Source organism: Micromonospora sp. DT46, from assembly GCF_049841735.1.
GTDB classification, from domain to species: Bacteria; Actinomycetota; Actinomycetes; order Mycobacteriales; family Micromonosporaceae; genus Micromonospora; species Micromonospora reichwaldensis.
Genome location: NZ_JBNCKW010000006.1, coordinates 274,296 through 287,134, shown reverse-complemented (window position 1 = coordinate 287,134; position 12,839 = coordinate 274,296). Strand labels below are relative to the sequence as shown.

Below are 12,839 nucleotides of genomic sequence, written 5' to 3'. Positions count from 1 at the left end.
CCCGGTGGTCGAGTCGCCGGATCGACCCGCTCGGGACTCCGGCGCGGCCCGGCGTCACACCGACGCCTCGGCGGGCGTTCCGGCCGGCGCGAGGGGGCGCGGGGCGAGCAGCGGGCCGTGCGGGGTCTTGTCGTCGGCGGTGGGTCCCCGGGAGGTCAGCACCACGGGCGCGCCCAGCTCCTCCCGCACCGCCGCCGTCCAGTCGGGCGGCGGGGCGTCGTCGTACACGGGGCGGGCGCGCAGCAGGCGGGCGGTGAGCGCGGCCTGCCGGTCCAGGTCGCCGGGCGGGCCCGGGGTGAGCCGGTCGGTGCTGTCGTAGCGGCGGCAGATCCGCAGCCCGGGGCCGGCGAGGTCGAGGTGGGTGAGCGCCAGGCCGTCGACCCCACCGGCCGCGGCGAGGGCGTACCGGTGGGCGACCGCGTCGAAGTGGCCGAACCGGAACCGGCCCTGCCACGGGTTCGTCGGGTTGTGCGGGTCGGCCAGCGGCAGGGCCGGGTCCTCCGTCACCAGCGGGCCGGGCCCGTGCCGGGTGGTGACCACGCGCAGCACCCCGATCCGGGTGACGTCGCCGGGCTGGCCCGCCTCGGCGAGCAGGCCGTCCACGTTGGCGAAGGTGGTGGTGCTCCACGTCGTGTACGGGTGGAAGCCGTGCCACTCGTCGAGCAGCACCCCCTGCGCGCCCTCGAAGACGCAGGTGCCGGCCCGCAGCGCCCCGGCCAGCCAGCTCCGGTCGACGATCGCGACCCGCCCGGCGAAGCCGGTGAACGCGGGCAGGCAGTCGGCGACGGGCGGCGCGTCCAGCGGGCCGAGCTCGGCGGTCAACCGGTCCCGCAGGGCGGTCAGCCGCCGCCGCAGCAGCGCCGGGTCGGCGCAGTCGGCCACCCGGGGCGCCTCGTCGGGGTGGGCGAGACCGTACGCGACGGTCTCGCCCACCCCGAGCCCGCAGGAGCCGTGCCGGTCGGCTCCCCGGGCGATCTCCCGGGCCCGGTTCGCGGCCCGGTGGTACGGGGTGGCGAGCAGCGCCTCCCCGTCGACGGTCAGCCGGTCGAGCGCGTCGGGCACCCCGACCGAGGCGAGGTGGTCGGCCTCGGCGGCCAGCGCCAGCGGGTCCACCACCACGTGCCGCGACAGGTGCGTACGGACGCCGGGGTGGAACGTGCCGGCGCCGAACTGCGCGAACGTGTGGTGCCGGCCGTCGCGCAGCACGACGTTGTGCGCCGCCTGCGCGCCCCCGTTGAAGCGGACTACTGTGTGCACGGGCCGGGTGGCGCAGAGCCAGTCCACGACCGTGCCCTTGCCAGCGTCGCCGTAGCCGAGGTCCACCACCGCGACGTGCCTGCTCACCGGACCTCCCCGCCGCCGCAGCGGCAGCCGCAGCCGGAGCTGCCGCAGCCGCCGCCGCCGACCGCCGTCACGTGGTTCACAGCCGGGTCACCTCGCCGCCGGTGTCGCGGAACGCGGGCAGCGTCGACACCTCGGCGCGCCGCCCCCCGCGCAGGCGGGCCAGCGCCTTGGAGACGGTGCCGCTGGCGCCCGAGCCGGCCCGGTCGAGGTCGCGCAGGCCCTCGTCCAGGTCGATGGCCTGCTCGCCGAGCCCGACGGTGAGCGCGATCGTCTCGCAGACCGCGTCGAGGTCGTCCAGCACGACGGCGTTCTGCCCGAGCAGGTCCCGCCAGAAGTCGAGCACCTTGGCGTTGCCCGAGTAGTGGCTGCCGGCGGGGAGCAGGTAGTAGGTGTCCCAGCGGCGGGTCAGCTCGTCGACGATCTGCCGCAGCGGCACGTCCTCGCGCACGTCGTCGCCGACGACGCCGGCCACCTCCCGGGCCTTCACCTGTGGGTACGCCAGCTCGTCGCCGATGATGAACAGGTAGCCGCGCCGGCCGCGCTTCTCCCAGGAGTCGGTCACGGTGTGCCGGGCCATGAAGTACATGGCCAGCTCGTACGACTCGGTCATCTGCCCGCCGCCGCCGCCCTCCAGGACGATCAGGCCGAGGTCGTCGTCCATCCGGTTGTCCGACTCGAACTGGCCGACCTGCAACGGCACCCGGTCGCAGGTGGCGTCGCCGATCGCGCCGAACATGATCTGCGGATCGCTGGCGTAGCCCTGCCGTTGCAGCAGCCCGAGCAGCTGCGGCAGCTTGGTCTGCAGGACGCGCGGCACGTTGCGCATCGAGCCGGTGACGTCGAAGAGCACCGCGATGGGCGTCGACCGGGGGTGCTCGTCGGAGTCGCGGCTCTCGCGCGTCGCGTCGCGCGGGTCGAGGGCGGGGTGCACCTTGCGCGCCCCGCTGTCGCTGTAGGAGAACGCGCTCTTGCCGGTCTTCCGGCGGTAGCGGTCGGCGGCGTCGTACACGTCGGTGGACCACATTCCACTGCCCATGACAGCTCCTTACGGGTTGAGGGTGAAGGGTCGGAAGGTGCGTGGCCCGTAGAGCCGGTCCAGCACCTCGTCCAGTTCGCGCAGCAGCCGCCACGCGTCGTCGGGCCGGGCGTCCAGGGCCCGCTGGCGGCAGCCCCGCGCGAAGGCGTCCAGCTCGCGGGGCGCGCGCGGTCCCATCAGCCAGCTCATGCATCCGCTGGCCATGGCGATGTCGGTGCCCGGCCCGCAGGGCCGCTTGCGGGGGATCTCGTCGGGGTACCAGTTCGCGTCGTAGCCGGGCACCAGCGCGGGGACAGTGCCGCCGACGGGGGCGGAGAAGCACCAGTCGACAAGCACCACGCCGTGCGCGTCCGGCTCGATCAGCACGTGCGGCGGCAGGACCGCGCCGTGCACGATGCCCGCCCCGTGGGCCAGGCCGAGCGCCACCAGCAGCCGGCGCCACATCCAGGCCACGTCGCGGGCGTCGAGCCCGTCCGGGTACGCGCGCCGGACCTCGGTGAGGTCGTGCAAACCGGGCGCGGAGGCGAGCACGTTGATCCGCCGTTCGGCGCCGGTCGCGGCGTCGAGGTGCCGGAAGTCCTCGACCAGCCGGGGCACGTACGGCAGGTAGCGCGGGTCGCCGCGCTCGGCGATGGTGCGCAGGGCGTGCGCCTCGCGGGCCATCAGGTCGTTGTCGGTGGGTCGCCGGGGCAGCTTGAGCAGCCGGTCGGCCCCGACGTCGTAGAGGTCGGCCAGGTCGCCCGAGTAGGCCGGCGTGCCGAGTCGGTAGTCGCCGAGGATGGTGACCTGCCGGGCCCGCCAGCGGGTGGTGACCTGGACGAACGCGTCGGTGGCCTCGGCGCGTACCGCCGGGTCGGCCGGCAGGCGGTCGGGGTGCAGGGCCGCGACCAGCTCGCGGTAGCGCCGGGCCGGCTGGTCCGTGCCGAACAGGTCGGCGTCGGTGCGGGCCGCCGCGACCAGGCGGACGGCTTCGGCGGTCCTCATCGGACCGTCTCCTCCCGGGCGGGGCGCAGCAGCGCCGGGTGCAGCAGCCGGGCGTCGCCGGCCCGGTAGAGCTTGGCGCGGGGGCCGCCCCGGGCGCCGCCGCGCTCGGTGCTGGTGCCGGTGCTCTCGACGAAGCCCGGCACCGAGAGCACCTTGCGGTGGAAGTTGCCGGCGTGCAGCGGGTGGCCCCAGACCGTCTCGTAGACGGCGCGCAGCTCGCTGATCGTGAACTCGCCGGCGAGGAAGCGCGTGGCGAGCGGGGTGTATTCCAGCTTGGACCGGGCCCGCTCCAGCGCGTCTTCGATGATCCGGCCGTGGTCGAAGGCGAGCTGCCGGTTGGCCAGCGCGGTCACCGGCAGCCAGCCGGCCTCGTCGGCGTCGGTGCCGGCGGCCGGGTCGGGCAGGTCGGGGGCGAACGCGAGGTGGGCGACCGAGACGACGCGCATGCGCGGGTCGCGGTCGGGGGTGCCGTAGCTGCCCAACTGCTCCAGGTGTACGCGGCGCAGTCCCTCGCCGCCGAGCCCGGTCTCCTCGGCCAGCTCCCGTCGGGCGCCGGCGGTGAGGTCCTCGTCGGGGCGGACGAAGCCGCCGGGCAGCGCCCACCGCCCCTCGAAGGGCGGCTGGCCGCGCCGGATCAGCAGCAGGTGCAGCGCGCCGTCCCGGATGGTCAGCGCCACCACGTCGACGGTCACGGCGACCGACGGGTAGGCCCCGGGGTCGTACGCGGCCAGGAAGTCCTGCTCGTCAACCATGTCTCTCTCATTCTGAGAACATCTCGATATGAGAAGAACTTAGCGCACGAGAACGCCCCTGCCAAGCCCGGGACGGGATTCGGCAGGGGCGTACTCAGCTCCGGCGGGGGCGCCTCAGCGCACGAGGCCCGCCAGGTGCGGTCGGCCGCGCGAGTCGTGCAGGGCGAACCCGCCGTCCGGCAGCAGGCCGAAGCTCACCGTGCTCGGCAGCGGCACGGGCAGCTTGAAGGCCACCTCGACCGTGTAGGCGTCCGGCAGGCGGTTCTCCAGCGCGGCCAGGCAACGGGCCTTGCTCCACATCCCGTGCGCGATCGGCCGGGGGAAGCCGAACAGCCGCGCGCCGAGGCGGGAGGTGTGGATCGGGTTGTGGTCGCCGGAGACCCGCGCGTAGTCCGTACCGACGCGGGGATCGACCCGCCAGCGGGCAGAGCCGGCCGGCGTCGTGGGCCGCCCGGCCTGCTCGCGCCGCCCGCCGCCGCCCCGCTTGCCCTCCCTGCCGAGGTACGTCGAGACGCCGCGCCAGACCTCCGCCCCGTCGACCGAGCCGACCAGCACCACGTCGACCTGCCGCCCCCGGTCGTGCGGGCGCAGGTTCTCGGCGTACGCGCGGAAGTCGAGGGTCTCGTCGGCGATGACCGGGCGGTGCACGGTGATCCGGTTGCCGACGTGCACCACGCCGGTCAGCGGGATGGGAAACTCCGGCGCGGTCATCAGCCGCAGCGCCAGTGGGAAGCCCATGACGTGCGGGAACGTCGCGGGCAGCCGGTCGGTGAGCCGGAACCCGCAGACCCGGTCGTAGTCGGCGAGGTGCGTCCGGTCGACGGCGATCCCGCCGACGGCCAGCTCGACCGCCGGGAGGCCCGCCGACCGCCGCCCACCGCCGAGGCCGGGCAGCGCGCCGAGCAGCGCCCGCCGGTAGAGCGCCCCGGCCGCCGGCATCCGGGGCAGCTCGACGCGCTCCCGGGCACCCGTCGCGGCCGGGCCCCCGCCCGAGAGGTCCCGCGTCGCCTCGGCGGCGGAGGCGGAGAGGTCGTGCGTCTCTTCGAGGCTCAGGTCGTGGCCGAACGCCGCCGGCCCGCGGATCGCGTCCAGGGTGTCCTGCGACAGGATCTCGGTCGGGCCGTCGATCAGCTCGTGCACCGACAGGTCGTCCGGCTCCGGCGCCGGTTGTCCTCTCCTCGCCATCACGCCCCCAGCAGGCTCTGGCCGCAGACCCGGACGACGTTGCCGCTGACCGCGCCGGAGGCCGGCCACGCCAGCCAGCCGATGGTCTCGGCGACGTCCACCGGCAGCCCGCCCTGGGACATGCTGTTCATCCGCCGGCCCGCCTCGCGGATCACCAGCGGGATGCGCGCGGTCAGCCGGGTCTCGATGAAACCGGGGGCGACCGCGTTGACGCTGATCTGCCGTTCACGCAGCGCCGGGGCGAGCGACTCGACCAGCCCGATCACGCCCGCCTTGCTGGTGGCGTAGTTGGTCTGGCCCCGGTTGCCGGCGATGCCGGCGATCGAGGAGACCGAGACGATCCGGCCGCCGGCCGGGATCAGCTCCCGCTCCAGCAGCACGTCGTTGATCCGCTCCTGGCTGGAGAGGTTGACGTCGAGCACCGAGTCCCACCGGTCGGCGTCCATCCGGCCGAGGGTCTTGTCACGGGTGATCCCGGCGTTGTGCACGACCACGTCGACCCGCCCGTGCCGCTCGGCCAGGTGCTCGGCGAGCCGCTGCGGGGCGTCGGGGGCGGTCAGGTCGAGCTGGACGGCGGTGCCGCCGATCTCGTTGGCGACCGCCGCCAGCTCGTCCCCGGCCGCCGGAATGTCCAGCGCGACGACCCGGGCGCCGTCGCGGGCCAGCACCCGGGCCAGCGCCGCGCCGATGCCCCGGGCCGCCCCGGTGACCAGGACGACCTGCCCGTCCAGCGGGCGGTCCCAGTCGGCCGGCGCCCCGGCCGTGCCGGCGCCGACCCGGACCACCTGCCCGGAGACGTACGCGGACCGGCCCGAGAGCAGGAACCGCAGGGTCGCCTCCACGCTGGTCCAGGTGCCGGCGTCCGGGTCCTTCGTCACGTGGACGAGCTGGGCGGTGACGCCCCGGCCGAACTCCTTGCCGATGCTGCGGGTCAGCCCCTCCAGGGCCCGCTGGGCGGTCGCCTCCCGGGGGGAGCCGCACTCGTCGGGCGGGGTGCCGAGCACGACGACCCGGCCGCTGGGCAGCACCGACCGGGCGCGCGGGTGGAAGAAGTCGTACAGCTGGCGCAGCTCGGTGGAGTCGGTGATGCCGGTGGCGTCGTACACCAGGGCGGCGAAGCGCTCGGTGGAGTCCACGGCGCCGGGATCGCGCAGCTCGACCCCGGCGGCGGTCAGGATCTTGCCGGCCCGCTCGGCGAGCCGGCCGCCGGTCGCGGCGCCCAGCAGGACGGGGCCGGGCACGATGGGATCGCCGGGGGTGTGCCGGCGCAGTCGCGGCGGGTCGGGCAGCCCGAGGCGCTTGACCAGCGTGCGGCCGGCCCCCGATCGGACGAAGCTCGCGTACCTGTCGGTCATAGGCGTAGCCTACTGGCGAGTAGGTTGAGGGCAAGTCTTTCGAGGAGGCGGGATCGTGCAGAGCATCCGGCGGGTGGCGGTCATCGGCGGCAACCGCATCCCCTTCGCGCGGTCCAACTCGCGGTACGCCAGCGCGTCGAACGCCGACATGCTGGGCGCCGCGCTGGACGGGCTCGTCGCCCGGTTCGGCCTGGCCGGCCAGCGCGTCGGCGAGGTGGTGGCCGGCGCGGTGCTCAAGCACGCGAAGGACTTCAACCTGACCCGCGAGGTGGTGCTCGGCTCGAAGCTCGACCCGCACACCCCCGCGTACGACATCCAGCAGGCCTGCGGCACCGGGCTGGAGGCGGCCATCCTGGTCGCCAACAAGATCGCCCTCGGGCAGATCGACGTCGGCATCGCCGGCGGCGTGGACACCACCTCCGACGCGCCGCTCGCCGTCAACGAGGAGATGCGCCGCACGCTGCTCCGGCTCAACAGCGCCCGCACCCTCGGCGAGCGGCTGAGGATCGCCGCGAAGCTGCGCCCCACCCAGCCGTTCAAGCCGGAGATCCCGCGCAACGCGGAGCCGCGAACCGGGCTGTCGATGGGGGAGCACGCCGCCCGCACGGCGCTGCGCTGGCAGATCGACCGGCAGGCGCAGGACGAGCTGGCGCTGCGCTCGCACCAGCGGCTCGCCGCCGCGTACGACCGGGGGTTCTTCGACGACCTGCTGACGCCGTACCTCGGGCTGACCCGGGACGCGAACCTGCGCCCCGACACCAGCCTGGAGCGGCTCGGCGCCCTGAAGCCGGTCTTCGGCGCGAAGGGGCCCGACGCCGAGGCGGCGACCATGACGGCCGGCAACTCGTCACCGCTGACCGACGGCGCCTCGACGGTGCTGCTGGCCAGCGAGGAGTGGGCCCGCGCGCACAGCCTGCCCGTGCTGGCGTGGTTCTCCTGGTCGGAGACCGCCGCCGTCGACTTTGTGCACGGCGACGAGGGGCTGCTGATGGCCCCCGCGTACGCGGTGCCCCGGATGCTGACCCGGGCCGGGCTGACGCTCCAGGACTTCGACTTCTACGAGATCCACGAGGCCTTCGCCTCGCAGGTGCTGGCGACCCTGGCCGCCTGGGAGTCCCCGGAGTTCTGCAAGGACCGGCTGGGACTGGACGCCCCGCTCGGCGCCATCGACCGGGAGAAGCTGAACGTCAACGGCTCGTCGCTGGCGGCCGGGCACCCGTTCGCGGCCACCGGCGGGCGGATCGTGGCGACCCTGGCGAAGCTGCTCGCCGACAAGGGCAGCGGCCGGGGCCTGATCTCCGTCTGCGCCGCCGGCGGCCAGGGCGTGACCGCGATCCTGGAGCGCTGAGCCGGGCACCTGATCCGCAAACGCGGGGCCGGGCAACCCGCCCGGCCCCGCGCTCCGTCCCCTGGGCATGAGGCGACGAAGGCGGAACGCGTGAAGTCGGCCGACGAGGACGAGTACCGGCAGTTCGTCGAGACCCGGCTGGAGCATCTGCGCCGCACGGCGTACCTGCTCTGCCGGGACTGGCACACCGCCGACGACCTCGTCTCCATCACCCTGGGCAAGCTCTACCGGGCCTGGACCCGGGTCCGCGCGGCGGAGAACGTCGACGCGTACGTCCGGCAGGTGCTCATGCGCGCCTGGCTGGACGAGCGACGGCGGCCGTGGCGGCGTGAACGCAGCACCGACGAGGTCCCCGACGACGCCGCGCCGGACACCGAGCCCGACCTGGCCGACCGGGAGCTGCTCCTCGACCTGCTCGGGAAGCTGCCCGAGCGGCGGCGCGCCGTGCTGGTGCTGCGCTACTACTGCGACCTCTCCGTGGAGGAGACCGCGCAGATCCTCGGCATCACCACCGGCACGGTGAAGAGCCAGGCCGCCAGAGCACTGGAATCGCTACGCCTGCTGGCCGCTGACCAGCCGGCCCTGAGCACAGGGAGGTTCGCGTGACGTACCGGGAGATCTTCGACGCGGCGATCGGCGACGCGCCGACCTCCTCGATCGACCTGGACGGGTTGATCCTGCGACAGCGCCGGCTGGTCCGCACCCGCCGGCTCGGGGCGTACGCCTCGGCGGCCGGCGGGGTCCTCGCGCTGGTGCTGGGCGCGAGCCTGGTGGTCGACCGTCCGGACATGCAGCCGGCGGGCCCGGTGCCCGCCTCGCGCCCCCCGTACCGCAAGAGCAACCAGAGGCTGCCCACGGAGGCGGCCGAGCGCTACCGGGACGCGGTGGCGGCGGCCCTCGTCGCGCGGGCGTCGGGAGCCCGGTGGGTGGAACCGACCGTGGTACGCGGCGGCGTCTTCCCCACGGGACCGGCCGGCGACGCACCGGTCGGAATTGCGTCCGAAGACTTCCGCAACGTCGGTTTCTCGGTGCGCGCCTATCCGGTGGACCCCGCCGGCGCGTTCAGCAACGAGTTGTCCGTCCGGGCCCTGGCCGAGCCGCAGCCGGGCCTGAACCGCGACGTCATGGACTGCGGGAAGCAGACCGTCGACTCGTGCGGCCTGTCGACGGGGCCGGACGGCGCGCGCGTCCGGGAGACCGCAGCCGTCTCGCACGAAGGGCGGGGTGGGGGTGTAATCCAACGCCGGCGGGTCGACGTCCTGTACCCCGACGGTACCTGGATCGTGGTCGGGCTGCACAGCCGTGACGGGCGGTTCGTGCTCACCCCGGAGCAGCTCCGGGACCTCGCCCTCGACCCGGCCGCCCGCCCCGCCTGGTGACCCGGGCCCGCGCGGGACGTGCGGCGGCGCGAATGGTGGCCGCGGGCGGCGGGGTCGACTGACGGCGACCATGCGGGCAGGGTGCAGTGGGCGGCGGAACCCCCGTCTGCTGAGCCGCGTGGACAGGGGAGGTCGGGGAGTGGACCGGCACGAGGTGCGTGACGCCCTGCTGGCGACCGGGATGTCACCGGACGCATTCGAGCTGGAAGGCGTGCACGAGCACGTGCCGGTCCCGCCCGACTTCTGGTTCCTGCGCCGCTCGGCGGGGGAGCGGTGGGAGATCGGCGCCTACGAGCGCGGACGGTACGACGTCCGGCTGGTGTTCGACACCGAGGAGGAGGCGTGCGCCGGGTTGTGGCGGGCCCTCACCGGCCGCCCCGTACCTACTTGATGGTGCCTGCCGGGGCGAGCCATCGCACGGGCTGACCGGTGACCTCGGAGATCTGGTCGAAGTCACGGTCGTAGTGCAGCAGGGAGAGGCTCTGGTACTCGGCCGTCGCCGCGATCAGCAGATCGACGGCGCCGGCAGACCGGTGGGTACCCCGAGCGGTGAGCTGCTCCTGGATCTCGGCCGCCCGCTCGTAGATCCGGTCCGGCATGCTCACCCAGTTGAACACCGTGCGAAGCCGGTCCCCCAGCCATCTGCGGTCGGCCAGCGAGCGGGCCGAATACAGGAACTCCAGTTCGACCAGCGGGCAGACCGCGAGCAGGCCGGCCGTGAGTGGCTGCTCCCATCGGGCCTGGGTGTCGGGGTCGCGCAGCAGCCGGACCAGCGCACTGGTGTCGACCAGGTAGTCGGCGAGTCTCACGACCGGTACGTGCTCTTGTCGAGCAGTTCGTCGAAGTCCCCGGCCTGGGCCCGTCCGCTGAGTTCCGCGAGGGCGCGGGCGCGCCGGAGGCGGGCAGCCCCTTCCCGTAGCGCGACGTTCACCGTGTCCTTCTTGGTCTTGGTGCCGAAAGCCGCAGCCGCGTCGGCGAGCGCCTCGTCATCGACGTCCACCAGGATCTTGGTCATTGCGCGCCCCCTATATACCGTCCGCTTGCCGAGTATATCCAGCGCCGCGCTGGTCCGGCGCGGGTCGAGGCGCGCGCCGCGGCCTCGATCCGGCCGGACCGGCAGATGGGGCAGGTCCACGCCGTTCGCCCGGGTCTCGCATCCGCCCGCCGGGTCAGGCGGTGGCGCCGCCGTCGATGGCGATCGACGCGCCGGTGATGTGCCGGCCGCCCTCGCCCACCAGGTGGCTGACCGTCGCCGCCACGTCCTCCGGCGTGCCGTAGCGACCGAGGGCGATGTGTGACCGCTGGGCGTCCGCGCCGGCGCTGTCCGCGCGGTTCATGTCGGTGTCCGTGGAGCCGGGCAGGACCAGGTTGACGGTGATCCCGCGCGGGCCGAGTTCGCGGGCGAGCGCCCTGGTCAGGCCGTTGACGGCGGTCTTGGTCATGGCATAGACGCTCACCCCGGGAGCCGGTACGCGGCTGGCGAAGCTGCTGCCGATGTTGACGATCCGCCCGCCGTCGCGCAGGTGGCGTACCGCCGCCTGGGTGGCGAGGTACACCCCGCGCACGTTGACGGCGATGGCCCGGTCGAGATCGTCGAGGCCGACCTGTCCGATCGGCCCGGACGAGAACACCCCGGCGTTGTTGACCAGGATGTCCAGCCGCCCCAGTTCGGCGACGGTCCGCTCGACCGCGTCGACGATCGCCGTACCGTCGGTGCTGTCGGCGCGGATCGCCAGGCCGGTGCGGCCGTACGACGTGATGTCGGCGACGACGGCCTTCGCGCTCTCCTCCGCGCTGCGGTAGGTGAACGCGACGTGGGCTCCGTCCTCGGCCAGCCGGCGTACGACGGCGGCGCCGATACCGCGGCTACCACCGGTGACCAGGGCGACCCTGCCGGTTAGTCTGGACACTCTTCCTCATTCCCGTCAGTCGGCTCAGCAGGGTGATCACCATAGCCAGCCGGCAACCCTGCCGATGCGGTGCGGGCGGGTCCGGGAGAATGAGCGCCGTGACGACGATCCCGAACGTGCTCGCCAACCGGTACGCCTCACCCGAACTGGTCGCCCTCTGGTCGCCGGAGGAGAAGATCAGGATGGAGCGGCGGCTCTGGCTCGCCGTGCTCCGGGCCCAGCGGGACCTCGGCATCCCCGTGCCCGACGGCGTGGTCGAGGCGTACGAGGGGGTGCTCGACCAGGTCGACCTGGCCTCGATCGCCGAGCGGGAGCGGGTCACCCGGCACGACGTGAAGGCCCGGATCGAGGAGTTCAGCGCGCTCGCCGGGCACGAGCACGTGCACAAGGGGATGACCTCCCGGGACCTCACGGAGAACGTCGAGCAGCTCCAGGTACGCCGTTCGCTGGAGCTGATCCGGGACCGGGTGGTCGCCACCCTCGCCCGGCTGTCCCGGCTCGCCGTCGAGCACTCCGACCTGGTCATGACCGGCCGCTCACACAACGTCGCGGCGCAGGCCACCACGCTGGGCAAGCGCTTCGCGTCGGCCGCGGAGGAGCTGCTCATCGCGTACGAGCGGCTCGACGACCTGATCAACTGGTACCCGCTGCGGGGCGTCAAGGGCCCCGTCGGCACCGCCGCCGACCAGCTCGACCTCTTCGACGGCGACGCCGACAAGGTGGCCGAGCTGGAGCGCCGGGTGGCCGGGCACCTCGGGTTCTCCCGCGTGCTCGACAGCGTCGGCCAGGTCTACCCGCGCTCGATCGACCTGGCGGTGCTCGCCGCGCTCGCCCAGATCGCCGCCGCCCCGTCGTCGCTGGCGACCACCATCCGGCTGATGGTCGGCCAGGAGTTGGCCACCGAGGGCTTCAAGCCGGGCCAGGTGGGTTCCAGCGCGATGCCGCACAAGATGAACACCCGCTCCAGCGAGCGGGTCAACGGCTTCGCCGTGATCATCCGGGGTTACCTGTCGATGGTCGGCGAGCTGGCCGGCGACCAGTGGAACGAGGGGGACGTCTCCTGCTCGGTGGTCCGCCGGGTCGCCCTGCCGGACGCGTTCTTCGCCGCCGACGGGCTGTTCCAGACCTTCCTCACCGTGCTGGACGAGTTCGGCGCGTACCCGGCGGTCGTCAACCGGGAGCTGGAGCGCTTCCTGCCGTTCCTGGCCACCACGAAGATCCTGGTGGCGGCGGTCCGGCGCGGCGTCGGGCGCGAGGTCGCCCACGAGGCGATCAAGGAGCACGCGGTCGCGGTGGCCCTGGCCATGCGCGAGAAGGGCGCCGCCGAGAACGACCTCTTCGACCGCCTGGCGGAGGACGGCCGCCTGGGCCTGACCCGCGCCGAGATCGACACCCTCGTCGCCGACCGCACCGCCTTCGTCGGCGCAGCCCCGGCCCAGGTCGAGGCGGTCGCCCGCCGCATCGCCACGGTAGTGGACGCCCACCCTCAAGCAGCCACCTACACCCCACCCCCCATCCTCTGACCCCCCACCCCACCAACCCCCAC

Annotated in this window: 14 protein-coding genes; 5 read left to right on the top strand and 9 right to left on the bottom strand. The window is 74.1% G+C overall.

Annotated elements, in window-relative coordinates; translation table 11 throughout:
• Window positions 1-54 precede the first annotated feature (54 nt).
• The 6 genes from ACLQ20_RS18495 to ACLQ20_RS18470 form a co-directional block, all read right to left on the bottom strand.
• Window positions 55-1,344 carry an adenylosuccinate synthetase gene (locus ACLQ20_RS18495; RefSeq protein ID WP_425856830.1) on the bottom strand — a complete coding sequence of 430 codons (1,290 nt, stop codon included), beginning with the start codon at window positions 1,342-1,344 and terminating at the stop codon, window positions 55-57.
• A 76-nt stretch (window positions 1,345-1,420) separates the two neighbouring features.
• A complete protein-coding gene (locus ACLQ20_RS18490; RefSeq protein WP_425856827.1) occupies window positions 1,421-2,380 on the bottom strand; it encodes a hypothetical protein in 960 nt (319 codons plus the stop codon).
• A gap of 9 nt (window positions 2,381-2,389) precedes the next feature.
• Window positions 2,390-3,364, bottom strand: coding sequence for a J domain-containing protein (locus ACLQ20_RS18485; RefSeq protein ID WP_425856825.1), 975 nt, complete (start codon window positions 3,362-3,364; stop codon window positions 2,390-2,392).
• Window positions 3,361-4,116, bottom strand: a complete 756-nt coding sequence (locus ACLQ20_RS18480; RefSeq protein ID WP_151455561.1) for an NUDIX hydrolase — start codon at window positions 4,114-4,116, stop codon at window positions 3,361-3,363. The genes ACLQ20_RS18485 and ACLQ20_RS18480 overlap by 4 nt, the downstream gene beginning before the upstream one ends.
• A 114-nt stretch (window positions 4,117-4,230) precedes the next feature.
• Window positions 4,231-5,055: a MaoC/PaaZ C-terminal domain-containing protein gene (locus ACLQ20_RS18475; RefSeq protein ID WP_425857215.1), complete on the bottom strand. Its 825-nt coding sequence runs from the start codon at window positions 5,053-5,055 to the stop codon at window positions 4,231-4,233.
• A gap of 245 nt (window positions 5,056-5,300) precedes the next feature.
• Window positions 5,301-6,656, bottom strand: coding sequence for a 3-oxoacyl-ACP reductase (locus ACLQ20_RS18470; RefSeq protein WP_425856822.1), 1,356 nt, complete (start codon window positions 6,654-6,656; stop codon window positions 5,301-5,303).
• Between the two features lie 55 nt (window positions 6,657-6,711).
• Here ACLQ20_RS18470 and ACLQ20_RS18465 point away from each other — a divergent pair, with 55 nt between their 5' ends.
• From ACLQ20_RS18465 to ACLQ20_RS18450, 4 genes are all read left to right on the top strand, one after another.
• On the top strand, window positions 6,712-8,004 hold the full coding sequence (locus tag ACLQ20_RS18465) for an acetyl-CoA C-acetyltransferase (RefSeq protein ID WP_425856819.1): 1,293 nt from the start codon (window positions 6,712-6,714) through the stop codon (window positions 8,002-8,004).
• A 90-nt stretch (window positions 8,005-8,094) separates the two neighbouring features.
• Entirely contained in the window at window positions 8,095-8,610 is a 516-nt protein-coding gene (locus ACLQ20_RS18460) for a SigE family RNA polymerase sigma factor (RefSeq protein WP_358114203.1), read from the top strand.
• Window positions 8,607-9,383 (top strand): hypothetical protein, encoded by a 777-nt coding sequence (locus ACLQ20_RS18455; protein WP_425856816.1) that lies wholly within the window; start codon window positions 8,607-8,609, stop codon window positions 9,381-9,383. Before ACLQ20_RS18460 ends, ACLQ20_RS18455 begins: the two co-directional genes overlap by 4 nt.
• Window positions 9,384-9,522: 139 nt before the next feature.
• Entirely contained in the window at window positions 9,523-9,774 is a 252-nt protein-coding gene (locus tag ACLQ20_RS18450) for a hypothetical protein (RefSeq protein ID WP_327030151.1), read from the top strand.
• Here the strand turns inward: ACLQ20_RS18450 and ACLQ20_RS18445 are convergent.
• From ACLQ20_RS18445 to ACLQ20_RS18435, 3 genes are all read right to left on the bottom strand, one after another.
• Window positions 9,767-10,192 (bottom strand): PIN domain nuclease, encoded by a 426-nt coding sequence (locus ACLQ20_RS18445; protein ID WP_327030152.1) that lies wholly within the window; start codon window positions 10,190-10,192, stop codon window positions 9,767-9,769. The genes ACLQ20_RS18450 and ACLQ20_RS18445 overlap by 8 nt on opposite strands.
• Window positions 10,189-10,398, bottom strand: a complete 210-nt coding sequence (locus tag ACLQ20_RS18440; protein ID WP_327030153.1) for a type II toxin-antitoxin system VapB family antitoxin — start codon at window positions 10,396-10,398, stop codon at window positions 10,189-10,191. The genes ACLQ20_RS18445 and ACLQ20_RS18440 overlap by 4 nt, the downstream gene beginning before the upstream one ends.
• 154 nt (window positions 10,399-10,552) lie before the next feature.
• Window positions 10,553-11,293 carry an SDR family NAD(P)-dependent oxidoreductase gene (locus tag ACLQ20_RS18435; RefSeq protein WP_151455567.1) on the bottom strand — a complete coding sequence of 247 codons (741 nt, stop codon included), beginning with the start codon at window positions 11,291-11,293 and terminating at the stop codon, window positions 10,553-10,555.
• A gap of 98 nt (window positions 11,294-11,391) precedes the next feature.
• Between ACLQ20_RS18435 and purB the strand changes: the two genes are divergently transcribed.
• A complete protein-coding gene (purB, locus tag ACLQ20_RS18430; protein WP_425856811.1) occupies window positions 11,392-12,816 on the top strand; it encodes an adenylosuccinate lyase in 1,425 nt (474 codons plus the stop codon).
• The last annotated feature ends 23 nt before the right edge of the window (window positions 12,817-12,839 follow it).

Excerpts from the sequence above, each read along its gene's own strand:
- ACLQ20_RS18490 (WP_425856827.1), bottom strand. The coding sequence starts at position 2,380 with ATGGGCAGTGGAATGTGGTCCACCGACGTGTACGACGCCGCCGACCGC.
- ACLQ20_RS18485 (WP_425856825.1), bottom strand. The coding sequence starts at position 3,364 with ATGAGGACCGCCGAAGCCGTCCGCCTGGTCGCGGCGGCCCGCACCGAC.
- ACLQ20_RS18480 (WP_151455561.1), bottom strand. The coding sequence starts at position 4,116 with ATGGTTGACGAGCAGGACTTCCTGGCCGCGTACGACCCCGGGGCCTAC.
- ACLQ20_RS18475 (WP_425857215.1), bottom strand. The coding sequence starts at position 5,055 with ATGCCGGCGGCCGGGGCGCTCTACCGGCGGGCGCTGCTCGGCGCGCTG.
- ACLQ20_RS18470 (WP_425856822.1), bottom strand. The coding sequence starts at position 6,656 with ATGACCGACAGGTACGCGAGCTTCGTCCGATCGGGGGCCGGCCGCACG.
- ACLQ20_RS18440 (WP_327030153.1), bottom strand. The coding sequence starts at position 10,398 with ATGACCAAGATCCTGGTGGACGTCGATGACGAGGCGCTCGCCGACGCG.